We start from the raw sequence: 23,488 nt of genomic DNA on the forward strand, positions 1-23,488 counted from the left end.
GCATTCTACCGTCTCCGGCGGGCCTGTCAATCGCTTTCTCTTTCTACCCGACAAGAAAAAACCCAACAAAACCAACTGCTTGCACCTCTCTTCACCGCTACCAACGTATGCCCGTCGGCAGCAGCGGATGCGTACTTTACGGATTTCGAGGGTGTCACGCAAGAGCCCAAGAAAGAAAAATATAGACCAGCTATCACCATCCTGCCACACCCTTTACCACCTCTTCCCACCACACCTTGCGCAATAGCAACGCAAAAACCCTGTAGCCGATTCGGCACAAGGCATGAGACAGCGAAGAAAGGCAATGGCTCCCCGAGCAGGACTCGAACCTGCGACCCAATGATTAACAGTCATTTGCTCTACCAACTGAGCTATCGGGGAATGACGTGCGATGTGCGTATTACGAGGCTGACAGCGGCGGGATGGCTCCCCGAGCAGGACTCGAACCTGCGACCCAATGATTAACAGTCATTTGCTCTACCAACTGAGCTATCGGGGAATCGCTTGGCTGTCGTATTCCGGAGGGTTCAGGGCCGTGTGGCTCCCCGAGCAGGACTCGAACCTGCGACCCAATGATTAACAGTCATTTGCTCTACCAACTGAGCTATCGGGGAACATCCCGGAACACGCGACGTAGTATACGGATCAGATCGTTAAGGTCAAGCACCGGGGCCGTTTTCGGCTCTCGGACACATAACGCACGACGCCCGATACCAAGGGCATCGGGCGTCGTCGAAGTGTCTTGGTGGCTACGCCCTGATTCGAACAGGGGACCCCATCATTATGAGTGATGTGCTCTAACCAGCTGAGCTACGTAGCCACACTATTGCCCGCCTGCTACCAGGCGGGCAACGGGGGCGAATTATGCCTATGCCAGAGGCGCCTGGCAAGCCCCCAACGCGATGTTCACTCCTGGATGTCGAGCGCTGCGCGCACCGCCGCCAGGCCTTCTTCGCCGTCACGGGTCTCGACGCCGGCCAGCCACTCTTCGAGCACCGCAGGGTTGGCCTGCAGATGGGCGCGAGCCGCGTCTCGCGGATCCTCGCCGTCATCCATGATCGCCGCCATCAGCTGGTTTTCCATCTCCAGGGTGAAGGCAAGATTGTCCAGCAGCGTACCGACGTTGCCACACTCCTCGGCGTAGCCGCCTCGTGTATTGGTATAGACAGTCGCACCGCCCAGATCAGGACCGAAGTAGTCGTCGGCACCCGACAGATAAGCCATGTCGAAGTTGGTGTTCATCGGATGTGGCTCCCAGCCAAGAAACACCATCCACTCTTCATTACCAACCTTGGAGCGCAGCTCTGCCAGCATGCCCGCTTCACTGGAGTCGCGCAGCCGCCAATCGCCGAGACCGAATGCATCGTCGTCGATCATGTCCTGGATCAGCTCGTTGCCGTCGTTGCCGGCCTCGATGCCGTAGATGACGCTCTCGAACTGCTCGGCGTGGGCGTCGAGATCGGCCACCGAGGTCACGCCTGCGTCATGGACGTACTGCGGCACAGCCAGGGTGTACTTGGCGCCTTCGAGGTTGGCACTCAAGCGATCGACGTCCCCATCCTCGATGTAAGGGTCGCTGATCGAGGCCATCGACGGCATCCAATTACCCAGGAAGACATCGAAGTCACCGTTGCGCATACCGCTGTAGGCGATCGGTACCGATACGGTGTCGACCCGCGTCTCGTAGCCGAGCCCCTCGAGCAGCTCGCGTGTCACGGCGGTAGTTGCGGTGATATCGGTCCAGCCGACCTCGGCGAAACGCACCATGCTGCACGATTCGGGCTCATTGGCCTGGACCCCTCCAGCTGCCAGCACCCCCACTGCTAGCAGTGATCCCCCAAACAGCAGACGAGTTTGATTCGACATGAGGTTCTCCTTGCGTAGATGTGTCGCTTAACGAAGCGTGTGGCTTCTTTCGTTATGCCTTCTTTCAATATGCAAAGTGCTCGCCTATCTTTTATTGATTGAACGTTCAATAAAAAAGAGGCATACTTCCTACCATAATGGGTTGGCAGCGCTATGGCCAGCCCAGGAGGTCCGGCAGCGGGCCAGCCATTCACATCAAAACATAGCCAAAGGAGGCGACCGGTGCCCAAGGTAGGTATGGAACCCATCCGCCGCCGCCAGCTGATTCGCGCCACCATGGAAGCGATCGACGAGGCTGGCCTGGCCGATGCTACGGTGATCCGCATCGCGCGTCGTGCCGGTGTCTCGGCAGGCATCATCAGCCACTATTTCGGCGGCAAGGATGGCTTGCTCGAGGCCACCATGCGCCAGATCCTCAACGACCTGGGCGAAGCGGTTGCCGTGCGCCGTGCATCGCTGCCCGACGCCGACCCGCGTGCACACATCCGCGCGATCATCGACGGCAACTTCGACCGTAGCCAGGTCAGCCAGTCGGTGATGAAGACCTGGCTGGCATTCTGGGCCAGCAGCATGCATCGCCGCCCCTTGCAGCGCCTGCAGTACGTCAACGACCGGCGCCTCTACTCCAATCTTTGCCACCAGTTTCGACACTGCATGCCCAAGGCCGACGCACGCCGCGCCGCCGCCGGCCTTGCAGCGATGATCGATGGTTTGTGGCTGCGCGGCGCGCTGGCCCCTGAAGGCCTGGACGTCGACCGCGCACGCTCACTCGCCTACGACTACCTCGACGAACAGCTGGGGCGTAACGCCCCACAGTGACGGGAGACACTCGATGACTCAACTGACCACACAGCAACTCTATATAGATGGCCGCCACGTCGATGCCACGTCCGGCGAGACCTTCGAGGTCGTCAATCCCTTCGACGGCAGCGTTATCGCTCAGGTCCAGCAGGCCAGCGAGGCCGACGTCGACCGCGCCGTGGCCGCTGCCCGCAAAGGCCAGAAAACCTGGGCCTCGATGTCCGGCATGCAGCGCGGGCGCATCCTGCAGCGCGCCGTATCGCTGCTCAGAGAGCGTAACGACGAGCTCGCCGAACTCGAGACCCGCAATACCGGCAAGCCGATCAGCGAGACCGCTGCCGTGGATATCGTCACCGGCGCCGACGCCCTGGAATACTACGCCGGCCTTGCCGCCGCCATCGAGGGCAGCCAGATCCCGCTGCGCGACGACTCCTTCGTCTACACCCGTCGCGAGCCGCTGGGGGTAATCGGCTCCATCGGCGCCTGGAACTACCCGATCCAGATCGCCTGCTGGAAATCCGCCCCGGCACTGGCCGCCGGCAACGCCGTGGTCTTCAAGCCCAGCGAAGTCACCCCCTTGACCACCATGAAGCTGGCCGAGATCTTCACCGAGGCGGGGCTGCCCGACGGGGTATTCAACGTCGTCCACGGCGACGGCCGGGTTGGCCAGCTGCTCACCGGCCATGCCGGTATCGACAAGATCTCCTTCACCGGCGAAGTGGGTACCGGCAAGAAGGTGATGTCGGCCGCCGCCGGCTCGACCCTAAAGGACGTGACCATGGAACTCGGCGGCAAGTCGCCGCTGATCGTATTCGACGACGCCGACCTCGACCGTGCCGCGGATGCCGCCATGATGGCCAACTTCTACTCCAGCGGACAGATCTGCACCAACGGCACCCGAGTGTTCGTTCAGCGCAGCGTCAAGGAAGCCTTCGAAGCCAGGATCGAGGCGCGCGTGGCGCGCATCAAGGCCGGTGACCCGCTCGACCCGGCGGTCAACTTCGGTCCGCTGGTGAGCTTCGAGCATCAGGAAAAAGTGCTCTCCTACATCGCCCTCGGCAAGCAGGAAGGTGCCACCCTGCTGGCCGGCGGCGACGACTGGAACCAGGGCGACCGCGCCGGCATCGACTGGAAAAGCGGCGCCTGGGCCGCGCCAACGGTGTTCACCGACTGCAGCGACGAGATGCGCATCGTGCGTGAGGAGATCTTCGGCCCGGTGATGTCGATCCTCGCTTTCGACAGCGACGAGGAAGTGATCCGCCGCGCCAACGACACCCACTACGGCCTGGCCGCCGGTATCTTCACCGAGCGACTCAACCGCGCCCACCAGACCATCCACCAGCTGGAAGCCGGCATCTGCTGGATCAACACCTGGGGCGAGTCACCCTCGGAGATGCCGGTGGGCGGCTACAAGCAGTCCGGCGTGGGGCGCGAGAACGGCGTCGAGACCCTGGCGCACTACACCCAGACCAAATCGATCCAGATCGAGATGGGGCCGTTCGAGTCCGTTTTCTGAATCAAGGACTTAGCCTCCATGCGCCGTGAGTCGTATTGTGACCACCAAGACAAGCGGCGCCGGGGACAGGTCGTAGAGGGGGTTCTGCGCCATGGATGGCGCAGGTAGCGCCCAGGGAGGGGTTTACAGCGCCCCCTCGTAGACCTGTTCCCGGATCAGCCGCGGGCTAGGCCCCCCCAACGACACAAGCCACCTCCGTTTCCGTTTAGGGAGATCGCCATGCCCCAGCATCGCGAATTCGACTACATCATCATCGGCGCCGGCTCGGCGGGCAATGTCCTGGCCACGCGCCTCACCGAAGATCCCGACGTCAGGGTGCTGCTGCTCGAGGCCGGCGGCCCCGACTACCGCTTCGACTTCCGCACCCAGATGCCCGCGGCGCTGGCCTTCCCGCTGCAGGGCAAGCGCTACAACTGGGCCTTCGAGACCGATCCCGAGCCGCATATGAACGGCCGGCGCATGGAGTGCGGCCGCGGCAAGGGGCTCGGCGGCTCCTCGCTGATCAACGGCATGTGCTACATCCGCGGCAATGCCCTGGACTATGACAACTGGGCCAAGCAGCCCGGCCTCGAGGACTGGACCTACGCCGACTGCCTGCCCTACTTCAAGAAGTCGGAAACCCGCGATATCGGCCCCAACGATTATCACGGCGGCGACGGCCCGGTCAGCGTGACCACGCCCAAGGCGGGCAACAACCCGCTCTATCACGCCTTTATCGAGGCGGGGCAAGAGGCGGGCTACCCCAAGACCGAGGACGTCAACGGCTACCAGCAGGAGGGCTTCGGTCCCATGGACCGCTTCGTCACCCCCAGCGGGCGTCGGGCGTCCACCGCGCGCGGCTATCTGGACACCGCCAAGCAGCGTAGCAACCTGACCATCGTCACCCACGCGACCACCGACCGCATCCTGTTCGAGGACAAGCGTGCAGTGGGCGTGAGCTACCTGCACAAGAAGCAGCCGGTCGAAGCCCTCGCCCGCCGCGAAGTGCTGTTGTGCGGTGGTGCCATCGCCTCGCCGCAGATCCTGCAGCGCTCCGGCATCGGCAACCCCGAGCACCTCGCCGAGCTGGGCATTCCGCTGGTCCACGACCTCAAGGGCGTCGGCGAGAACCTGCAGGATCACCTGGAGATGTACATCCAGTACGAGTGCAAGCAGCCGATTTCGCTGTACCCGGCACTGAAGTGGTACAACCAGCCCAAGATCGGCGCCGAGTGGCTGCTGTTCGGCAAGGGAATTGGCGCCAGCAACCAATTCGAGGCGGCCGGCTTCATCCGCAGCCGCGACGGCGAGGAGTGGCCCAACCTGCAGTACCACTTCCTGCCGATTGCCATCAGCTACAACGGCAAGAGTGCGGTCCAGGCCCACGGTTTCCAGGCCCACGTTGGCTCGATGCGCTCCGAGAGCCGCGGCCGCATCCGCCTGACCTCCCGCGACCCGCGCCAGGCGCCGAGCATCCTGTTCAACTACATGAGCAAGGAGAAGGACTGGCAGGAGTTTCGTGACGCCATCCGCCTGACCCGCGAGATCATCCAGCAGCCGGCCATGGACGAATATCGCGGCCGCGAGATCTCGCCAGGGCCGGAAGTGCAGAGCGACGCCGAGCTGGACGCCTTCGTCAAGGCCCACGCCGAGACCGCCTACCACCCCTGCGGCAGCTGCCGCATGGGCGATGACGAGCTGGCGGTGACGGATGGCCAGGGCCGGGTCCACGGCGTGCATGGCCTGCGCGTGGTCGATGCCTCGCTGTTCCCGGTCATTCCCACCGGCAACCTCAATGCGCCGACCATCATGCTCGCCGAGAAGATCGCCGACCGCATCCGCGACCGCGAGCCGCTGGCCCAGAGCGACGCGCCCTACTATATCGCCGGCGATACGCCAGCCCGCGGCGCCCCTGCGCGCAGCTGATTTCTCCCCTCCCCCACCCGAGTGAACAAAACGCCCTGCTGAGACTCTCAGCGGGGTCGTTTGCGTGGTAAGCAAGACTGGCCAGGGCGCGACCAATGCACTAGTCTACAAGCATTCAAACGCTTGTTAGAATTTAGTCATCTCATTGATGACTGGCACTGGAGGAGATCCCGCATGTTGCAACTGCTGTTGATCATCGTGGCCGTGGTTGGCCTGCTGGTGGTGATGCGCCGCGAAGCCGGCGCGCTGCCAGCACTCGCGGTGCTTGCCGCCACCGGCATCGTTGGCATCCTGTTCGGCTCGCCTCTGCTCGGCGCGCTGCTGCTGATCGGCGCCGTGGCGGTGGCCGTATGCGGCCTCCCGGCGCTGCGCCGCCAGTGGCTGACGCCACGCATCTTCGCCACCTTCAAGAAGGTCGCCCCCAAGGTCTCCGACACCGAGCGCACCGCCCTGGAAGCCGGCAGCGTGGGCTGGGACGGCGAGCTGTTCAGCGGCAAGCCGAACTGGGAGGCACTGATGGCCTACGGTGACGACGGTCTTACCGATGAGGAGCGCGCCTTCGTCGATCATCAGTGCAGCGTTGCCTCGGGCATGACCAACGCCTGGGAGATCACCCGCGAGCGTGCCGACCTGCCCCCCGAACTGTGGGCGTACCTGAAGAAGGAAGGCTTCTTCGGCATGATCATTCCCAAGCAGTACGGCGGCCTGGGCTTCTCCGCCAAGGCGCAGTCGGCGGTACTGCAGAAGCTCGCCGTCAACGAGACGCTGATGGTCACCGTCGGCGTGCCCAACTCGCTGGGCCCGGGCGAGCTGCTGCTCAAGTACGGCACTCAGCAGCAGAAGGATCACTACCTGCCGCGCCTGGCCGACGGCCGCGAGATCCCCTGCTTCGGCCTCACCGGCCCGCGCGCCGGCTCCGACGCCACCTCGATCCCCGACACCGGCGTGGTCTGCAAGCAGATGGTCGACGGTGAGGAAGTGCTCGGCCTGCGCCTCAACTTCGAGAAGCGCTGGATCACCCTGGCGCCGATCGCCACCGTGGTCGGCCTGGCCTTCCGCATGTTCGACCCCGACGGCCTGCTCGGCGGCGAGAACGACCTGGGCATCACCTGTGCGCTGATTCCCCGCGACACCGACGGCATGGAGATCGGGCGTCGCCACCACCCCATCGGCAGCCCGTTCATGAACGGCCCGATCGTGGGCAAGGACGTGTTCGTACCGCTGGATACCATTATCGGCGGCCCGGAAATGGCCGGCCAGGGCTGGCGCATGCTGGTCGAGTGCCTGTCGGTGGGTCGCTGTATCACCCTGCCCTCCGGCGCTACCGGCACCTCGCGCTACGCGCTGGGCTGGAGCGGCGGCTTTGCCCGCATCCGTCGTCAGTTCAACCTGCCGGTGGCCGAGATGGAAGGCGTTCAGGAGCCGCTGGCGCGGATCGCTGCGCTCTCCTACATCTCCCAGGCCGCGGTGATGGAAACCGCCAACATGATCGACAAGGGCGATAAGCCCGCGGTGCCGTCGGCGATCCTCAAGAGCCAGCTGACCGAGTTCCAGCGCGATCTGCTCAGCCACGCCATGGACATCCACGGCGGCAAGGCCGTGACCCTGGGGCCGCGCAACTATATCGGCATCGGCTATAGCGCCAACCCGGTGGCCATCACCGTGGAAGGCGCCAACATCATGACCCGCAACCTGATGATCTTCGGCCAAGGGGCAATCCGCTGCCACCCCTACGTGCTCGAGGAACTGGCGGCCAAGGACGCCGATGATCTCAAGGCCTTCGACAAGGCCTTCTTCGGCCACGCCGGGCTGATCTTCGGTAACACCGCCCGCGCCTTCACCCAGGGCCTGGGGCTGGGCAAGGCCAGCACGCCCTTCGACGAGGTCGCCGCCCCCTACGCCCAGGAAGTGGCGCGCCTTTCCGCCGCCTTCGGGCTGTGCGCCGATGCCGCCATGGCCAGCCTCGGCTCGGCGCTGAAATCCCGCGAGATGGTCTCGGCGCGCCTCGGCGACGTGCTCTCCAACCTCTACCTGACCTCCATGGTGCTCAAGCAGTGGCGCGCCTCGGACAAGGTCGAGAGCGAGGCCGCGCTGATGCACTACAGCTGCACCCTGCTGCTGCATCGCGCCGAGCAGGCGCTGATCGAACTGTTCGACAACCTGCCCAACAGGGGCCTGGGCAAGCTGCTGTCGTGGCTGGTCATGCCGCTGGGTCGCCGCTGGACAACGCCCCACGATGACCTGACCCGCGAGATCGCTCAGAAAGTGTCGCGCCACAGCGCGCTGCGCAGCAAGCTGCTCGGCAATACCTGGGACCAGCAGGAAGAGGGCCAGCAGGACAACCCGCTGGCACGCTACAACGCCCTGCTGGTCGACTACGACCGCGCCGAGGCGCTGTATCGCACCGTCAACAAGGCCTACGCCAAGGGCGAGCTGCCGGTGGAAGCCCTGCATCCGGAGCAGCGCTTCGCGGCAGCACGCGAAGCCGAGTTGATCAGCGAGGAGGATGCCCGCTTCATGGCCGAGTACGAAACGGAAGTCCTGGCCATGCTAACCGTCGACGACTTCGCCTTCGACGCCTTCGCCCAGCAGCAGGAGAAAGTGGTCTGGCATAACGCCGCCTGATCCCTTGCTAACGCAGCGCGACACCCCGGCTTCTTGCCGGGGTGTCGCGTTTCAGACCAGCCAGGTCGCTCAGCCTTGGCACTCACCCCGTCCTATCCGTTATCATATTGATTCCGTTGCACTGTGCATGGCAGGTCCAACAGGGCCAGCCCACAACACCGCGGCAAACAGCGGAAGACATAACAATCGCCTGCTTACAGGATCGCTGCGGTGATCCACTCACATGCCGCACGCAGCCATTTCGCTACGCTGCCAGGCACCATTCGCAACCGTCAGAGTGACGCACTCCCCCGCCCGCCATGCGGTTCGGTCGGTGTTCGAACGTCTCGACGCTGCCGCGTCAGGCCCGCGCCACGAACTGGGGGACGACAACAGGCAATCCAATGAATGAAGAACGCAACGTCAAGATTCGCGTACGCAACCTAAGCAAGGTGTTCGGTTCGCAGCCGAAGAAAGCCCTGGAACTACGTGACCAGGGACTGAAGCGCCCGGAGATTCTCGAAAAGACGGGCCAGACGCTTGGCCTGTCCAATATCGACTTCGATGTCCATGAGGGGGAACTGCTGGTCATCATGGGTCTCTCGGGCTCCGGGAAATCGACCCTGATACGCTGCCTGAATCGCCTGATCGAGCCCACCGAAGGCGAGATCGTGATCGATGGCGAAGACATTCCTACCCTGGGCGAGAAAGCGCTACTCGAGTGCCGGCGCCGCCACTTCTCCATGGTGTTCCAGAACTTCGCCCTGTTTCCCCATCGCACCGTGCAGAAGAATGCCGAGTTCGGCCTCGAGATTCGCGGCATCGACCCTGCCGAGCGCCGCGAGATCGCCCGTACCGCGCTCAAGCAGGTCGGCCTGGATGGCTGGGAAGACGCCTACCCCAGCCAGCTCTCCGGCGGCATGCAGCAGCGCGTCGGCCTGGCCCGGGCACTGGCCAACGACGCCAGCGTACTGCTGATGGACGAGGCCTTCTCGGCCCTCGACCCGCTGATCCGCGGCGACATGCAGCAGGAGCTGCTGCAGCTCCAGAGCCGCATGAAGAAGACCACGGTGTTCATCACCCACGACCTGGATGAAGCGCTGACCATCGGCGACCGCATCGTGCTGCTCAAGGATGGTGAGATCGTACAGATCGGCACCCCCGAGGAGATCCTCACCAAGCCCGCCGACGACTATGTGCGGCGCTTCATCGAAGGCGTCGACAAGGCGCGCATCCTCACCGCCGAGAGCGCCATGCGCCGGGTTCGCTCCACGGTGCGCGACAGCGACGGCCCACGCACCGCGCTGCGCAAGATGCGCGAGCACGGCCTCGACTCCATCTACATCATCGACCGCGACCAACAGCTGATTGGCCTGATCGAGGCCGAGGCGGCAAGCCAGGCATTGGAACAGGGCAAGGAGCGCGTCACCGATGTCATGACCCAGGATTTCCGCCGGGTCACGCTCGAGGAGCCGATGCACCATCTGTTTGCCATGTTCAGTGAGCACAGCTTCCCGATCGCGGTCGTCGACGACCAGCAGCGCCTGCTCGGCGTGGTGGTAAAAGGCGCCGTACTCGACCAGTTGGCCCAGGCCGCCGAGCCCACGCAAATCGCTGAGCCCTCTACGACCACCACGGCAGGAGATGCATGATGGCTATCGAAATTCCCCGTATTCCCCTGGGTGGCTGGATCGAAGGTGCGCTGACCTGGCTGACCAGTGAGTACTCGATGGTCACCCGGGCCATTTCCCGTGCCACCCAGACCGGTATCAATGGCCTCAACGATGCGCTGATGTGGCTGCCGCCCTGGGCGCTGCTGCTGATCATCGTGGCAATCTGCTGGAAGGTGGCCAACGCCCGGCTCGCCATCGGCGGCGCCGCCGGCCTGGCGCTGATCTGGAACCTCGGCCTGTGGAACCCGATGATCGAGACGCTGACCCTGGTGGTGATCGCCACCCTGGTGGCAGTGATCATCGCCATTCCGGTAGGCATCACCGCAGCGCTCTCCGAGCGGCTCTATCGCACCATCATGCCGGTGCTCGACTTCATGCAGACCATGCCGGCCTTCGTCTACCTGATCCCGGCGATCCCGTTCTTCGGTATCGGCTCGGTCTCGGCGATCTTCGCCACGGTGATCTTCTCCATGCCACCGGCGATCCGCTTCACCACCCTAGGCATACGCCAGGTGCCCAAGGAGCTGATCGAAGCCGCCGACGCCTACGGCGCCACCCGCGGCCAGAAGCTGGTCAAGGTGCAGCTGCCGCTGTCGCTGCCGACGGTAATGGCAGGCATCAACCAGACCATCATGCTGGCGCTGTCGATGGTGGTCATCGCCGCCATGATCGGCGCCGACGGCCTGGGCAGCGAAGTGTGGCGCGCCATCCAGCGGCTGCGCCCCGGCGACGGCTTCGAAGCGGGCATCGCGGTGGTCATTCTGGCCATGCTGCTCGACCGCCTGACCCAGGCGCTGAGCAAGGAACGCAAGTCGTAAGACCAGGGTGGCCCCTTGAATCCATTCACCCGGACCACCATGGTGTAGTAGTGAACTACTCAGAGGGGAAGAATATGAAGAAGCAAGCGCTGAATCGCCATATCCGCACCACCAGCCTGGCGCTGGCCGCGGGCGTCGGCCTCACCGCCGCTGGCGCTGCCCAGGCCCAGGACACGGTCAACCTGGCCTACGTCGAATGGGCATCGGAAGTCGCTTCCACCAACGTAGTGCGCGCCGTGCTCGAACAGGCCGGCTATGAGGTCGACATGACCTCACTGTCTGCCGCCGCCATGTGGCAGGCACTCTCCACCGGCGATGCCGACGCCATCGTCGCGGCCTGGCTGCCCACCACCCACGCCGAATATCTCGAGCGGGTCGGCGATAACGTCGAAGACCTGGGCGTCAACCTGGACGGCACCAAGCTCGGCCTGGTGGTCCCCGAGTACACCGACGTCGACTCCATCGAGGACCTCAACGACAACGCCGATCTGTTCGACGGCGAGATCATCGGCATCGATCCCGGCGCCGGCCTGATGGGCCTGACCGAGGATGTGGTCGACGAGTATGGCCTCGACCTGCGCCTGCGCAGCGGCAGCGATGCCACCATGGTTGCCGCGCTGAGCAGCGCCATCAACAACGAGGAAGACATCGTCGTCACCAGCTGGACGCCGCACTGGATGTTCGCTCGCTGGGATCTCAAGTACCTCGACGATCCGCAGGAGATCTACGGCGGCGCCGAGCAGATCCACACCGTGGTACGCCAGGGCCTCGGCGATGACATGCCGGAAGTGTATGCCATCCTCGATGCCTTCGAGTGGACGCCCGAGCAGATGGGCGAAGTCATGCTGATGAACCAGGAAGACGGCGCCGACCCCTACGAGAGCGCTCAGCAGTGGGTCGCCGACAATCAGGACCTTGTCGAGGAGTGGCTCTCCGCCGCGGAATAAGGCAGCCACGTAGCGCTGCGACGCCGTTCGCAGCGTCGCAATAAAGGGGGGATGGCCAGGCGGCCATCCCCTTTTTCATGCCTTTACAGCGGCCATACCAGCATGATCATCGGAATCGACACCACCAGCACCACAAGCGACAGCGGCAGGCCGAGCTTCCAATAGTCGCTGAAGCGGTAGCCCCCCGGCCCCATGACCAGCGTATTCGACTGGTGGCCGATGGGTGTCAGGAAGGCGCAGGAAGCGCTTACCGCCACCACCATCAGGAACGGGTCGAGCGACAGGCCGAAGCCGCTCGCCAGGCTGGCGGCAATCGGCGCCATCAAAAGCGCCGCGGCGGCATTGTTGATCACGTTGGAGAGCAGCGTCGAGATCACGAACAGCGCCACCAGGGTCGCCACCGGCGGCCAGCCGCTGCCCAGCGCCAGCATCGCCTCGGCGATCAGCGCCGCGCCGCCGCTGGTATCCAGCGCCTCGCCCACGGGCAGCATTGCCGCCAGCAGCACGATCACCGGCCCGTCGATGGCCTGATAGCCGTCGCGCAGCGGCAATACCCCGACCAGCAGCGACACCAGCGCCGCCGTGGAGAGCGCCACCGCCGCCGGCAGCAGGTCGGTGAGCATGGCGATGATCGCCAGCAGGAAGATACCCAGCGACAGCAGCAGCATGCGCGGCTGGCCGATGGTCAGATTGCGATTGGCCAGCGGCAGGCAGCCCAGCGTCGCCAGGCTTTCGGACAGCCCGCCCTCGTCACCCTGCAGCAGCAGCACGTCACCGGGTTTGAAGCGGATCTCGCGCAGGCGCTGCTTGAGCCGCGCACCGTCGCGGGCCACCGCCACCAGATGCAGGCCGTGCTGGTTCTGCAGGCGCAGCTGCACCACGGTGCGGTTGACCATCATCGAGTCGTTGCGCACCACCGCCTCGACCAGCTGCAGGCCTTCGGTATCGACCCCGTTGCGCTTCTTCTTGCCCTGCTTGTCCTTCTTATCCCGGGTCTCCTCCTCTCGCCCCGCCTCCTTGACGGTATCGGCATCCTCCTCTTCGTCCTCGGCCTCCGCCCCCAGCGACAGTCCCGCCTTGTCCTCGAGCAGCTTCATCTCCTCGGGGCCGCCCTCCACCAGCAGGATATCGCCTTCGCGCAGGCTGCCGTGGAAGGCGTGGCCGGCGCGCCGCTTGTCATCACGCACCACCGCCAGCACCGGAATGGTCTCCTCCAGCGCCTCGTGCATCTCGCGCAGGGTCCAGCCGATGGCCTTGGACTCCTCCCCCACCTTGAGCTCGACCAGGTAGTTGTCGGTGTCGAACAGCTCCTCGGCGGATGACTGCCCCTCGCGGCGCGGGGTCAATCGCCAGCCCACCAGCACGATGAAGGCAAGCCCCACCGCCGCGACCACTACGCCGACGGGGAAAAAGGAGAACATGCCGAAGTTATCGCCGGTCTGGGCGCCGCGGTAGCTGGCAATGATGATATTGGGCGGGGTACCGATCAGCGTCATCAGGCCGCCCAGCAGCGAGCCGAAGGCCAGCGGCATCAGCAGTAGCGAGGGCGAGCTGTTGTGCTCGCGGGCCATGCGCATCGCCACCGGCAGCAGCAGTGCCAGCGCCCCGACGTTGTTCATTACCGCCGAGAGCACCGTGACGGTGCCGGTCAACACCAGCAGCTGCAGCACCAGCCGCTCGCCCACCTTGAGCGCCTGCTCGGCAATCACATCGACCAGCCCCGAGCGTTCGAAGCCCTTGCTCAGCACCAGCACAGCGGCCACGGTAATCACCGCCGGATGGCCGAAGCCCATGAACGCGTCGTCGGCCTCCACCAGCCCCAGCATCACCGACGCCAGCAGCGCAGTGAGTGCTACCAGGTCGTAGCGGAAACGCCCCCAGACGAAGGCCGCCAGGGTGAGTCCCAGAACGATGAACACCAGCGTACTGTCGGCCACGGCTTTCTCACCTCCCTGTTGAGTAGCACCGTCACCAGCACAACAGGACATTCCTGGTAACACCAGCATTTTTTGGGAGTGTTACCAAAAAGCCCTGCCGAAGCAGGGCCTTGACGCCATCCAGTGGATACCGATCGCGCGAGACTACCTGGCCATCTTCTCCAGCATGCGATTGACCGCGTCTAGATGCTCCGGCTCGTTATGGCAGATCCCCTGGAAGGTCGCGCACAGGTCGAGAAAGTCCTTGAGCTCCATGCGACTGCCCTGCTTCATCAGGCGCTTGGTGAGTCGCGTCGCCTTGGGCGGCTGGGCGGCAAACTGCGCCGCCAGCTCGCCTACCCGGCTCATCAGCGCATCGTGCTCGACCACCTCGAGCACGATGCCGTACTCACGGGCCTCCTCGGCGCCCACCACCCGCCCCGAGAGGGTCAGCTCGAAGGCGCGCTGATAGCCGATCAGGCGCTGCAGAAACCAGGCGCCGCCGTCGCCGGGGATGATCCCCAGGTTGAGGAAGGTCTCGCCGAACTTGGCCCTGTCAGAAGCGATGCGAACATCGGCCATATTGGCCAGGTCGAAGCCTGCGCCGATGGCCGGGCCGTTGACCGCGGCGATGATCGGCACCTCGACGCCCTGCAGCGCCAGCGGGATACGCTGGATACCGCGCCGGTAGCGCTCGGCGACCTCGGCCACGTCGCCGGCGAAGTCGCCGCCGCGCTGGGCCATGTCCTTGACGTTGCCGCCGGCGCTGAACGCCGAGCCGGCGCCGGTGATCACCAGCACCGAGACCTCGTCGCAGCGGTTGACCCACTCGGCCACGGCGACGATATCGTCTACCAGCCCGGTGCCGGTCAGGGCGTTGCGCACGTCGTGACGATCCAGGGTCAGGGTCGCCACGCGCGCCTCCAGGGTCAGCCTGGCGTCAGTCAGCGAAGGCAGCGGCACAGTGGTCATGACGAGGTCTCCTGGGTCGGGGAATCGAGGATGATGCGCGCATCGACCAGCGCATAGCCATCGGCGTTGGCAATCACCGGATTGAGGTCCAGCTCGGCGATCTCTGGATACGCCGAGACGATGCTCGAGACGCTCAGCAGCAGCGCCACCAGCGCCTCGCGGTCCACTGCCTGCTCGCCGCGCACGCCATCGAGAATCTTGCGCGCCTTGATCTGGTCGACCATCGAGCGCGCATCGAAGGGTGACAGCGGAATCGCCCGGAAGGCTACGTCCTCCAGCACTTCGACGAAGATACCACCAAGGCCGAACATCAGCACCGGACCGAAGATCGGGTCGCGGCTCACGCCGACGATCACCTCGACGCCCTTGGGCGCCATCGGTGCCACCAGCACCCCCTCGATCTCGGCGCCGGGATCGTAGGCGCGACACGACGCCAGGATCGCCTCCCGCGCCGCACTGAGTGCCGCTTCGCCAACCAGGTTGAGGCGCACCCCGCCGGCATCGGACTTGTGCAGAATGTCCTTGGAGACCACCTTCATCGCCAGCGGCACTCCGCCTAGCTCGGCGGCCACTGCGGCCAGTTGCTCGGGCCCCGTGACCAGCCGCTCCTCGAGCACCGGCACACCGTGGGCGCGCAGCAGCGCCTTGGCCTCGGGCTCGAGCAGGTCGCGGCCGGCAGACAGCGCAGCATTGATGGCTGTGGCGCTGTCGGGGTCGCGGGGCACCGCCGGCGGCAGACGATGGGCGCGGCTGGCATTCAGATAGTGGCCGCGCTCGCCGAGGGCCGCCAGCAGCCGCACGGCATGCTCGATGGAGGCATAGATCGGCAGCCCCGCCTCGTGCAGGCGGCGCAGCGCCGGCGGCTTGACCGGGGTATAGAGGCTGTAGATCACCAGCGGCTTGGTGATCGCCTTGGCCAGATCGACCATCGCCTCGGCGCCGCGCATCTCATCGCCCAGCAGCGACTCGGCGAAGCGGATGCTGTAGCCGCCGAACATGCCGACCAGAAACACGCTGTCGACGTTATCGTCGGCGGCAACGATCTCCATGCAGGTCGCCAGCAGCGAGGGATTGGCGTCGGTGGAGCCGGCCACGTCCACCGGATTGACGGTAGACGCCTGGGGGAACAGGATCGCGCGCAGCCGGTCACGGGTCGCCTTGCTGAGCTCGGCGAGCTCCAGGCCCGCCTCGGCCAGCCGGTCGGAGGCGATAGTGGCCTGGCCGCCGCCGTCGGAGATTACCGCCACGCGCTTGCCGCTGGCCTTCTGCAGCAGCCCAAGCCCCTCGGCCACCGGCAGGATCTCGTCGGAGTACTGCACCACGCTGACCCCGGCCTGCTTGAGCAGGTCCACGGTCATGGCGTAGCTGCCGGCCAGCGCACCGGTGTGCGAGCTGGCGGCCTTCTGGCCCTGCTCCGTGGAGCCCGACTTGTAGACCACCACCGGCTTCATGGCGGTAACCTCGCGGGCCACGTCGAGGAACTTGCGGCCGTCGCGGAAGCCTTCGACGTAGAGCGTCGCCACCCGGGTATGTTCATCCTCGCCCAGGTAGCGCAGGTAGTCGTTGAAGCCGATGTCGCTCTGGTTGCCAGGGCCAACGTAGGTCGAGAAACCCACCTGGCCGTTGTGCTGGGCCTCCAGCGCCAGCGACAGCAGCATGTTGCCCGACTGCGAGATGATGCCCACGTCGCCGGGGCGCACATTGTCCAGCGCCAGCAGGTTGATGCGATGGTGGAGATTGAAGATCCCCGAGGTGTTGGGGCCGATGATGCGCACGCCGTGGGCGCGCGCCTTGTCCATCATCGCCTGTTCCAGGGCCGCCCCTTCGCCGCCGATCTCGGCGAAGCCGCTGGCCAGTATCACCGCCCCCCTGATGCCGCGCCGGCCGCACTCGGCGATCAGCTCGGGCACGCTGGCCGCCGGCGTGCAGATCAGCGCCAGTTCGGGGCTGCCGGGGATCGCCGTCACCGACGGCCAGGCCTTGACCCCGAGGATCATGTCGGCCTTGGGATTGACCGGATAGATGTCACCGCGGTAGCCATCCTTGATCAGGCCGACCATGGCCTTGTAGCCACGCTTGGTGGGATCGGACGAGGCGCCGATCACGGCGATGCCGGTGGGCGCCAGAATATCGTGCAGCGGGCTGCGGCTGGGCAGGTGTCCTTCGATGGGATTCATGTTCACTGCCCCTTGAAGCGCGGCGTACGCTTCTCGGCAAAGGCATCGACGCCCTCCTGCCAGTCATCGGTGGTGGAACAGGTGAAGACCGCATCCAGCTCCTGCTGCAGCTGACTTTCCAGCCCGGTTTCGCTGGCCTGGTTGACCAGCCGCTTGAGCATCGCCATGGATACCGGCGCCTGCTTGGCCAGGGTCTGGGCCAGCCGCTCGGCCTCCTGGAGCAGCGACGCGGCCGGCCAGTGGTCGCTGGCCAGGCCAATGCGGGTGGCCTGCTCGCCGTCGATTCGCTTGCCGGTATAGAGCAGCTCGCGCGCCATGCCCAGGCCCACCAGCTGTGGCAGCAGCTTGGAAACGCCGCCGCCCACGCAGGTACCGATGCTGGTCTCGGGGAAGCCCAGCTGCGCTTCATCTGCCATCAGGATGAAATCGCAGGCCACCGCCATTTCGGCGCCGGCGCCCAGCGCATAGCCGTTGACCGCAGCGATCACCGGCTTGTCGAGGCGCAGGATCGCCTCGCATACGTCATTGCCCAACTGCAGGTACTGGCGACGCTGATAGAGGGTGCGCGACGCGCCACCGTGCTCCTTCATGTCCGCGCCGACGCAGAACGCCCGCCCCTCGCCGGTCAGGATCACCGCCCGCACCTTGGGGTCGCGCTCCGCCTCGGCCAGGGCCAGCAGCAGTTCACGGTAGAGCGTTTCGACGACGGCATTGAGACGCTGGGGGCGATTGAAACGAATGATCGTGATCGTATCGCGGGGCTCGACGATCAACGTCTCGTAGGTGGGGCGACGCATCGGTTCTCCTCGGCGGGTGCCTGACTCCATGATGGACGGGACATAAGTGCCGCAATGCCATTCATCGTGACACATATGTATTGACGGCAATGCTAAAGTCGCACGCCGAGGCATGTCAACACACTCGTGTTATGATATTTATCACTTTGATGCATTTGTGACACTCATCGGCACGCCAATGCGCTACAATGCCGCGCCAAACACCGACCCGGACTGCCATACAACACGAGGTCAGGATGACGCAGGACAACGCCACCGCTCCCCTCGACAGCGTCAATCAGGCGCTTGCAGAGAGCTATGCCGAACTTAGCCCGCAGCTAAAGCTGGCCGCACGCTACGTGCTCGACCATCCGATGGAGATCGCCTTTCAGTCGATCCGCAAGTCCGCGGCGGCCGCTGGGGTGACCTCCTCGACGCTGATGCGGCTGGCCAAGCGGCTCGGTTTCGACAGCTACGAGCAGTTCCGCGAGATCTTCCAGTCGGCGGTTCAGGCCGGCCCCATCGAACTGAGCGGACGCGCCTCGAGCCTCAAGGCGCTGGCCGGGAGCGACGACCAGGTATTCGTCGACGTTGGCGACACCGCCTTCGACAATATCGGCCGGCTGTTCACCGCCGACATGCAGCCCAAGGTTCGCGCTGCCGCGGAGCGCCTGCTGGCCGCCGGCAAGGTAGCCGTGGTGGGATTTCGCGACGCCTTTGCCTGCGCCTATCACTTCGCCTACGTGGGGCGTATCGCCATGCCCAACGTGCAGCTGATTCGCGGCCAGGAAGGTGGCCTGCTCACCGAGCTCGCCACCTTTGGCGAGGGCGACGTGGTGGTGGCCTTCGGCTTCGACCCCTACTGCGCCGAGACCGTGAGAGCCCTGGAGGTGACCCGCGCCAACGGCGTCGAGGCGATCGTGGTGACCGACACCCTGCGTTCGCCGCTGGTGCCGGGGGCCGCGCTGACCTTCAATATCGCCACCGCCACGCCGCACTTCTTTCCATCGATTCTGTCGGCGATCACCCTGATCGAAGCCATTCTCGCCGAGTGCGTCGCCTACGGGCCGGAAGCGCTGGTCGACAACGTCTCGCGCTTCGAGTCGCGGATGCGCGAGCTCGGCGCCTATATCGACCTGGAGTAACAACGACGGCGCCCGCCTGAACAGGCGGGCGCCGTGGGTGCCTGTGAGCGGGAGTCTCAGGGCAGCAGGATGGTCGAGCCGGTGGTCTGGCGGCTGGCCAGCGCCTGCTGGGCCTTGCCGGCCTCTTCCAGGGCGAAGCGCTGGGCGATGTCGATCTTGATCTTGCCGCTCTCGAGCATACCGAACAGATCGTTGCACATCGCCTCGAAGCGCTCGCGGGTATCGGCGTAGCCGTTGAGGCTGGGGCGGGTCACGAACAGCGAGCCCTTCTGGTTGAGGATGCCGATATTGACCCCCTCCACGGCGCCCGAGGCGTTGCCGAAGCTGACCATCAGCGCGCGCGGCTTGAGGCAGTCCAGCGAGGTCTCCCAGGTGTCCTTGCCCACCGAGTCGTAGACCACGTCACACATCTCGCCATTGGTCAGCTCCTTGACCCGCTCGACGACATCCTCCTTGGTATAGTCGATGGTTGCCCAGGCGCCATTCTGCTTGGCCAGCTCGGCCTTCTCCGGCGAGCTGACGGTGCCGATCAGCTTGACGCCCAGCGCGCGGGCCCACTGGCAGGCGATCGAGCCGACGCCGCCGGCCGCGGCGTGCCACAGGATGGTTTCGCCGCCCTTGAGCTCGTAGGTCTGGCGCATCAGGTACTGCACGGTCAGCCCCTTGAGCATGCTGGCCGCAGCGGTATCGCAGTCGATGCCGTCGGGCAGCACGGCGACCTTGGCGGCCGGCAGGGTATGCAGCTCGGCGTAGGCACCCAGCGGCCCCTGGGCGTAGCCGACGCGGTCGCCGACCTTGAGGTGGGTGACGCCCTCGCCGACTGACTCGACCACGCCGGCCCCCTCGGTGCCGAGGCCAGAGGGCATCGACGGCGCCGGATAGAGCCCGGTGCGGAAGTAGATATCGATAAAGTTGAGGCCCACCGCCTGATTGCGGACCTGGACCTCGCCGGCGCCGGGCGCCTTGGGCTCGACGTCGACTAGCTCGAGGACCTCGGGGCCACCGGTCTTGGCAAACTGAATACGCTTGGCCATGGATGCTTCCTTAGATTGCTAACGGGATGTCACGCTATCCAAACGCTGTTTCGTGCCCCGGTCAAGTCAGCGCGGCGGGGAAGGCCTCGAGCCCTTCAACGAAGTTGCGCTTTTCCGCCTCGAAGGCCTTGGCATCGTGCTTGAAACGCCGCAGCACCTGCTGCTCATCGATCTTGATCGTCGCTGCCAGCGCCGCCAGTTGGGTGGCCGGATGCCCTGCCGCCAGGCCAATGCGGGCGCCCTGCTCGCCGCCAAACCAGCGGCTGATACCGCACGACTGGTAGAAGGCTTCCTGCTCGGCATCGATAGCATCGACCCGCAGCGGTGCCTTGAGCGCCAGCTCGGCGACCAGGCGCCGCTTGGGCTCGTCGTCGTCGCCGAGACGGCACGCCAGGCGCAGCGTCATGCCCTCGCCGGCCTCGTCGAGCACCAGCAGCGCCAGCGCCTGGGGCGCGCCCTTGGCATCGACCAGCGCCAGTAGCCGCGCCGCCTCCTCGGCGAACAGTACCCGCCGGGTGCCGGCAAACACCACCAGCGGGGTCAACCCCGCCGACTGGCCATAGTACTCGGCGCACAGCCGCGCCAGACAGGCGTCGCGCTGGGCGACATCGGTGACATGCAAGACCTTCATTCGACCACCTCGATTCCACGTACGGCGTGCTTGCCGGCGCGCCCAAAACCGCGCAGCCTAGCATATCCTGGGGATGGGTGCCCGAGGCCAGGGCCGTACCGCTCGAACTGATCCGTCGACCGGCCTACAAGGCGGCGCTGTAAACCCATCCCTGGGCGCTACCTTGCGCCATCCATGGCGCAAACCGCCTTTTCGGCCGGTCCCCGGCGTTCTTCGCTTGGCTGCAACGGCAATCGTCCTCGGGCCAGACAGGTAAGTAATGTGGTTGTCATCATGCTGAGATAATCTCGGCCAAACACTCAGGAGGGCCTAGCGAATGTCATACGCCACTACCGCCGATGGGCTTCCCCGCACCATTGCTCACCGTGGGCTATCGGCGCACCTGCCGGAGAACACCCTGAGCGCGGTGCGCGCGGCCAAGCAGATCGGCTGCGACTGGGTGGAGATCGACGTGCAACTGCTCGGCGACGGCACCCCGGTGATCTGGCACGACAACGGCGTGCGACGCTGTTCCAACAGCCGCGGCAAGCTGGCCAAGCTCGACCTCGAACGCGCCAAGGCGCTGGATGTGGGCAGCTGGTTCAGCCGCCATTTTGCCGAAGAGCGCATGGCCACCCTCGACGAGATGCTGGCCCTGCTCAACGAGCTGGAGATGGGCGTCAACCTCGAGCTCAAGGTCAACCGCGGCCGCGACCCGCTGAGACTGGTAGAAGCGGTCATGCCCAAGGCTCTCGCCGCGCTGCCCGCCGAGCGACTGATCGTCTCCTCGTTCAACCGCACGGCGCTGGACGCCGCCCGTGACGCCCAGCCCGACCCCAAGCGGCTGCGAATTGGTCTGCTCTACGAGAAAGCACCGCGGGAGTGGCAACGCGACGCCAAGACGCTTAACGCCTTCAGCCTGCACGTTGATTGGCGCAAGCTGAAAGAAAAGCGCGCCCGTGAGATCAAGGATGCCGGCTACGCGCTGTTCTGCTACACGCCCAACGATCCCGTCGCCTTCGCCCCGCAGTGGGACTGGGGCGTCGACGGCGTAATCAGCGATGATCCGGCGCTGTTCAAGCACCACCTCCCCGAATCCGCCTCCCTAGCCGAGCGCCTGACCGAGACTTGACCCAGATCAAGGCCGGGGCAGCTAGCGTTCAAGGCCCCCGGCTGCCCTGCCGATAGTGCGAATAACCCCGTCGCGCACTTTCGGCAAGGAACCCTGCATGAATCCATCAACCATTATCGGCATCTTCGCCAGCATCCTGCTGCTGGCCAGTGTGTTGCTGTTCACCGCCGAGTCGCCGGCCAGCTTTATCAATCTGCCGGGGCTCGCCATCGTCCTCACCGGCACCCTCGCCGCCACCTTCATCAGCTACCCGCTGCGCGAAGTGGTCCGTGTCACACGCCTGGTCGGCATCGTCTTTCGCCGCGAGAACACCTACGCCCGCGACGACATCAAGGAGCTGGTAGACATGTCGCGGCTGTGGTTCCAAGGCAATGTCCAGGCCGTGGAGGAAGCACTGGAGACCACCCGCAACCCCTTCCTGCGTACCGGTATCCAGTTGGTAATCGCCAACACCAAGGAGCAGGAGATCATCGACCTGCTGCGCTGGCGCATCGCCCGGCTCAAGGCCCGCGAGCACGCTGAGGCGCAGATCTTTCGCACCATGGCCACCTATGCCCCGGCCTTCGGCATGATCGGCACCCTGGTCGGTCTGGTGAACATGCTGGAGGTGATGGAAGCCGGCGACGTCGGCGTGATCGGCCCGCGCATGGCGGTGGCACTGCTCACCACCTTCTACGGCATCCTGCTCGCCAACCTGGTGTTCAAGCCCATTGCCGTGAAGCTCGAGCGGCGCACCGAGGAGCGGCTGATCGCCATGAACATGGTGCTCGAGGGCATCTCACTGATCACCAAGCGGCGCCTGCCGTCGTTCATCGAGGAGACTCTCAACTCCTTTGTGGCCAATTTCCACGACGAGATCAACGACCCCAAAGTACCGCGGCGCGATGACGACGAGGCCGGCCAGCATGTCTAACGCGCACCACAGCCATCAGGACCTGCTGCCCGGCGGCGGAGAAGATGAAGGCGAGAGCTGGCTGATCAGCTACCTCGACGTGTTGACGCTGCTGATCACCCTGTTCGTGTTGCTGCTGTCGCTGGCCGGCAATGGGCTCGGTGAGCGCGGCCAGCAGTTCGCCGGCGAGTCGCCCACCCTCAGCGAATCGGCGATTGCCGCGGCGGCACACGCCGCCGGCTCGCGCAGTGCTGGCCTACAGCCGCGCCATAGCGGCCTGCTTCCCCAGCTCGAAGGGCTGATGCCGGAGGGCGTCTCGGTCACCCGCGGCAACGAAGGGGTGACCCTGCGCATCGACGACAACCTGCTGTTCGCCAGCGGCCAGGCCGACCTCACCGGCGACGGCCGCCAGGTGCTGGAAAGCCTGCTCGGCACGCTACTGGCCTTCGATGGGCGCATCTCGGTGGAGGGGCATACCGACGACGTACCGATCGCCACGCCGCGCTTCCCCTCCAACTGGGAGCTTTCCGGCGCCCGCGCCATCGCCGTGGTGCGCTACCTGCAGGAGCAGGACATCCCCGAGTCGCAGCTGCGCGCCATCGGCTACGCCGATACCCAGCCACTGGAGAGCAACGAGACCGCCGAGGGCCGTGCCGCCAATCGCCGGGTCGAGTTGGTGCTCCACGAGGGGCCGCGGCGTTGAG

Annotated in this window: 18 protein-coding genes and 4 tRNA genes; 11 read left to right on the top strand and 11 right to left on the bottom strand. The window is 65.2% G+C overall.

Annotated features, from left to right (window positions below; translation table 11 throughout):
• Window positions 1-305: 305 nt before the first annotated feature.
• The 5 genes from QC821_RS02175 to QC821_RS02195 form a co-directional block, all read right to left on the bottom strand.
• Window positions 306-381: transfer RNA gene (locus QC821_RS02175), tRNA-Asn, on the bottom strand.
• A 42-nt stretch (window positions 382-423) separates the two neighbouring features.
• Window positions 424-499 (bottom strand) — tRNA-Asn (locus tag QC821_RS02180).
• A 39-nt stretch (window positions 500-538) separates the two neighbouring features.
• Window positions 539-614, bottom strand: a tRNA-Asn gene (locus QC821_RS02185).
• Window positions 615-743: 129 nt separating this feature from the next.
• Window positions 744-820, bottom strand: a tRNA-Met gene (locus tag QC821_RS02190).
• Window positions 821-906: 86 nt separating this feature from the next.
• Window positions 907-1,866: a choline ABC transporter substrate-binding protein gene (locus QC821_RS02195; RefSeq protein WP_309716391.1), complete on the bottom strand. Its 960-nt coding sequence runs from the start codon at window positions 1,864-1,866 to the stop codon at window positions 907-909.
• A 222-nt stretch (window positions 1,867-2,088) separates the two neighbouring features.
• Here QC821_RS02195 and betI point away from each other — a divergent pair, with 222 nt between their 5' ends.
• From betI to QC821_RS02230, 7 genes are all read left to right on the top strand, one after another.
• A complete protein-coding gene (gene betI, locus QC821_RS02200) occupies window positions 2,089-2,685 on the top strand; it encodes a transcriptional regulator BetI (RefSeq protein WP_309716393.1) in 597 nt (198 codons plus the stop codon).
• Window positions 2,686-2,698: 13 nt separating this feature from the next.
• On the top strand, window positions 2,699-4,183 hold the full coding sequence (betB, locus tag QC821_RS02205; RefSeq protein ID WP_309716396.1) for a betaine-aldehyde dehydrogenase: 1,485 nt from the start codon (window positions 2,699-2,701) through the stop codon (window positions 4,181-4,183).
• Between the two features lie 219 nt (window positions 4,184-4,402).
• Complete coding sequence (gene betA, locus QC821_RS02210) at window positions 4,403-6,088, top strand: choline dehydrogenase (RefSeq protein WP_309716398.1); 1,686 nt, start codon at window positions 4,403-4,405, stop codon at window positions 6,086-6,088.
• 174 nt (window positions 6,089-6,262) lie between these two features.
• Window positions 6,263-8,713, top strand: coding sequence for an acyl-CoA dehydrogenase (locus QC821_RS02215; protein ID WP_309716401.1), 2,451 nt, complete (start codon window positions 6,263-6,265; stop codon window positions 8,711-8,713).
• A 383-nt stretch (window positions 8,714-9,096) separates the two neighbouring features.
• Window positions 9,097-10,344, top strand: a complete 1,248-nt coding sequence (locus QC821_RS02220; protein WP_309716403.1) for a quaternary amine ABC transporter ATP-binding protein — start codon at window positions 9,097-9,099, stop codon at window positions 10,342-10,344.
• Window positions 10,345-10,349: 5 nt separating this feature from the next.
• Window positions 10,350-11,183, top strand: coding sequence for an ABC transporter permease (locus QC821_RS02225; RefSeq protein WP_309717379.1), 834 nt, complete (start codon window positions 10,350-10,352; stop codon window positions 11,181-11,183).
• A 74-nt stretch (window positions 11,184-11,257) separates the two neighbouring features.
• Window positions 11,258-12,130, top strand: a complete 873-nt coding sequence (locus tag QC821_RS02230) for a glycine betaine ABC transporter substrate-binding protein (protein WP_309716406.1) — start codon at window positions 11,258-11,260, stop codon at window positions 12,128-12,130.
• A gap of 83 nt (window positions 12,131-12,213) precedes the next feature.
• On the opposite strand, the gene QC821_RS02235 is transcribed toward QC821_RS02230, so the two are convergent.
• From QC821_RS02235 to QC821_RS02250, 4 genes are all read right to left on the bottom strand, one after another.
• Window positions 12,214-14,067 carry an SLC13 family permease gene (locus tag QC821_RS02235; RefSeq protein WP_309716409.1) on the bottom strand — a complete coding sequence of 618 codons (1,854 nt, stop codon included), beginning with the start codon at window positions 14,065-14,067 and terminating at the stop codon, window positions 12,214-12,216.
• Between the two features lie 144 nt (window positions 14,068-14,211).
• The gene (locus tag QC821_RS02240) at window positions 14,212-15,018 is read right to left on the bottom strand and encodes an enoyl-CoA hydratase-related protein (protein ID WP_309716411.1); all 807 of its coding nucleotides are present in this window, start codon (window positions 15,016-15,018) and stop codon (window positions 14,212-14,214) included.
• Entirely contained in the window at window positions 15,015-17,195 is a 2,181-nt protein-coding gene (locus QC821_RS02245) for an acetate--CoA ligase family protein (protein WP_309716414.1), read from the bottom strand. The genes QC821_RS02240 and QC821_RS02245 overlap by 4 nt, the downstream gene beginning before the upstream one ends.
• Before the next feature lie 2 nt (window positions 17,196-17,197).
• Window positions 17,198-17,992, bottom strand: coding sequence for an enoyl-CoA hydratase/isomerase family protein (locus QC821_RS02250; protein WP_309716416.1), 795 nt, complete (start codon window positions 17,990-17,992; stop codon window positions 17,198-17,200).
• Between the two features lie 236 nt (window positions 17,993-18,228).
• On the opposite strand from QC821_RS02250, the gene QC821_RS02255 reads away from it, so the two are divergent.
• Window positions 18,229-19,116 (top strand): MurR/RpiR family transcriptional regulator, encoded by an 888-nt coding sequence (locus QC821_RS02255; protein ID WP_309716418.1) that lies wholly within the window; start codon window positions 18,229-18,231, stop codon window positions 19,114-19,116.
• Window positions 19,117-19,172: 56 nt separating this feature from the next.
• Here the strand turns inward: QC821_RS02255 and QC821_RS02260 are convergent, their stop codons facing one another.
• Together QC821_RS02260 and QC821_RS02265 are read right to left on the bottom strand one after the other, a co-directional pair.
• Window positions 19,173-20,150 carry an NADPH:quinone reductase gene (locus tag QC821_RS02260; protein WP_309716420.1) on the bottom strand — a complete coding sequence of 326 codons (978 nt, stop codon included), beginning with the start codon at window positions 20,148-20,150 and terminating at the stop codon, window positions 19,173-19,175.
• 61 nt (window positions 20,151-20,211) lie between these two features.
• Window positions 20,212-20,781 (bottom strand): hypothetical protein, encoded by a 570-nt coding sequence (locus QC821_RS02265; RefSeq protein ID WP_309716423.1) that lies wholly within the window; start codon window positions 20,779-20,781, stop codon window positions 20,212-20,214.
• 316 nt (window positions 20,782-21,097) lie between these two features.
• On the opposite strand from QC821_RS02265, the gene QC821_RS02270 reads away from it, so the two are divergent.
• From QC821_RS02270 to QC821_RS02280, 3 genes are all read left to right on the top strand, one after another.
• Window positions 21,098-21,892: a glycerophosphoryl diester phosphodiesterase gene (locus QC821_RS02270; RefSeq protein WP_309716426.1), complete on the top strand. Its 795-nt coding sequence runs from the start codon at window positions 21,098-21,100 to the stop codon at window positions 21,890-21,892.
• Window positions 21,893-21,989: 97 nt separating this feature from the next.
• Complete coding sequence (locus QC821_RS02275) at window positions 21,990-22,805, top strand: motility protein A (protein ID WP_309716428.1); 816 nt, start codon at window positions 21,990-21,992, stop codon at window positions 22,803-22,805.
• Window positions 22,798-23,487: an OmpA/MotB family protein gene (locus QC821_RS02280; RefSeq protein WP_309716430.1), complete on the top strand. Its 690-nt coding sequence runs from the start codon at window positions 22,798-22,800 to the stop codon at window positions 23,485-23,487. Before QC821_RS02275 ends, QC821_RS02280 begins: the two co-directional genes overlap by 8 nt.
• Window position 23,488: the final 1 nt, after the last annotated feature.

The sequence above is a fragment of the Franzmannia qiaohouensis genome (genome assembly GCF_031451695.1).
Classification (GTDB): Bacteria; Pseudomonadota; Gammaproteobacteria; order Pseudomonadales; family Halomonadaceae; genus Franzmannia; species Franzmannia qiaohouensis.

Bases quoted from the DNA above. Each gene is read 5' to 3' on its own strand.
- QC821_RS02270 (WP_309716426.1), top strand. From the start codon at position 21,098: ATGTCATACGCCACTACCGCCGATGGGCTTCCCCGCACCATTGCTCAC.
- QC821_RS02195 (WP_309716391.1), bottom strand. From the start codon at position 1,866: ATGTCGAATCAAACTCGTCTGCTGTTTGGGGGATCACTGCTAGCAGTG.
- QC821_RS02265 (WP_309716423.1), bottom strand. From the start codon at position 20,781: ATGAAGGTCTTGCATGTCACCGATGTCGCCCAGCGCGACGCCTGTCTG.
- QC821_RS02230 (WP_309716406.1), top strand. From the start codon at position 11,258: ATGAAGAAGCAAGCGCTGAATCGCCATATCCGCACCACCAGCCTGGCG.
- QC821_RS02245 (WP_309716414.1), bottom strand. From the start codon at position 17,195: ATGAATCCCATCGAAGGACACCTGCCCAGCCGCAGCCCGCTGCACGAT.
- QC821_RS02260 (WP_309716420.1), bottom strand. From the start codon at position 20,150: ATGGCCAAGCGTATTCAGTTTGCCAAGACCGGTGGCCCCGAGGTCCTC.
- QC821_RS02215 (WP_309716401.1), top strand. From the start codon at position 6,263: ATGTTGCAACTGCTGTTGATCATCGTGGCCGTGGTTGGCCTGCTGGTG.
- QC821_RS02220 (WP_309716403.1), top strand. From the start codon at position 9,097: ATGAATGAAGAACGCAACGTCAAGATTCGCGTACGCAACCTAAGCAAG.
- betB (WP_309716396.1), top strand. From the start codon at position 2,699: ATGACTCAACTGACCACACAGCAACTCTATATAGATGGCCGCCACGTC.
- QC821_RS02275 (WP_309716428.1), top strand. From the start codon at position 21,990: ATGAATCCATCAACCATTATCGGCATCTTCGCCAGCATCCTGCTGCTG.
- QC821_RS02240 (WP_309716411.1), bottom strand. From the start codon at position 15,018: ATGACCACTGTGCCGCTGCCTTCGCTGACTGACGCCAGGCTGACCCTG.
- QC821_RS02250 (WP_309716416.1), bottom strand. From the start codon at position 17,992: ATGCGTCGCCCCACCTACGAGACGTTGATCGTCGAGCCCCGCGATACG.
- betA (WP_309716398.1), top strand. From the start codon at position 4,403: ATGCCCCAGCATCGCGAATTCGACTACATCATCATCGGCGCCGGCTCG.
- QC821_RS02255 (WP_309716418.1), top strand. From the start codon at position 18,229: ATGACGCAGGACAACGCCACCGCTCCCCTCGACAGCGTCAATCAGGCG.
- QC821_RS02280 (WP_309716430.1), top strand. From the start codon at position 22,798: ATGTCTAACGCGCACCACAGCCATCAGGACCTGCTGCCCGGCGGCGGA.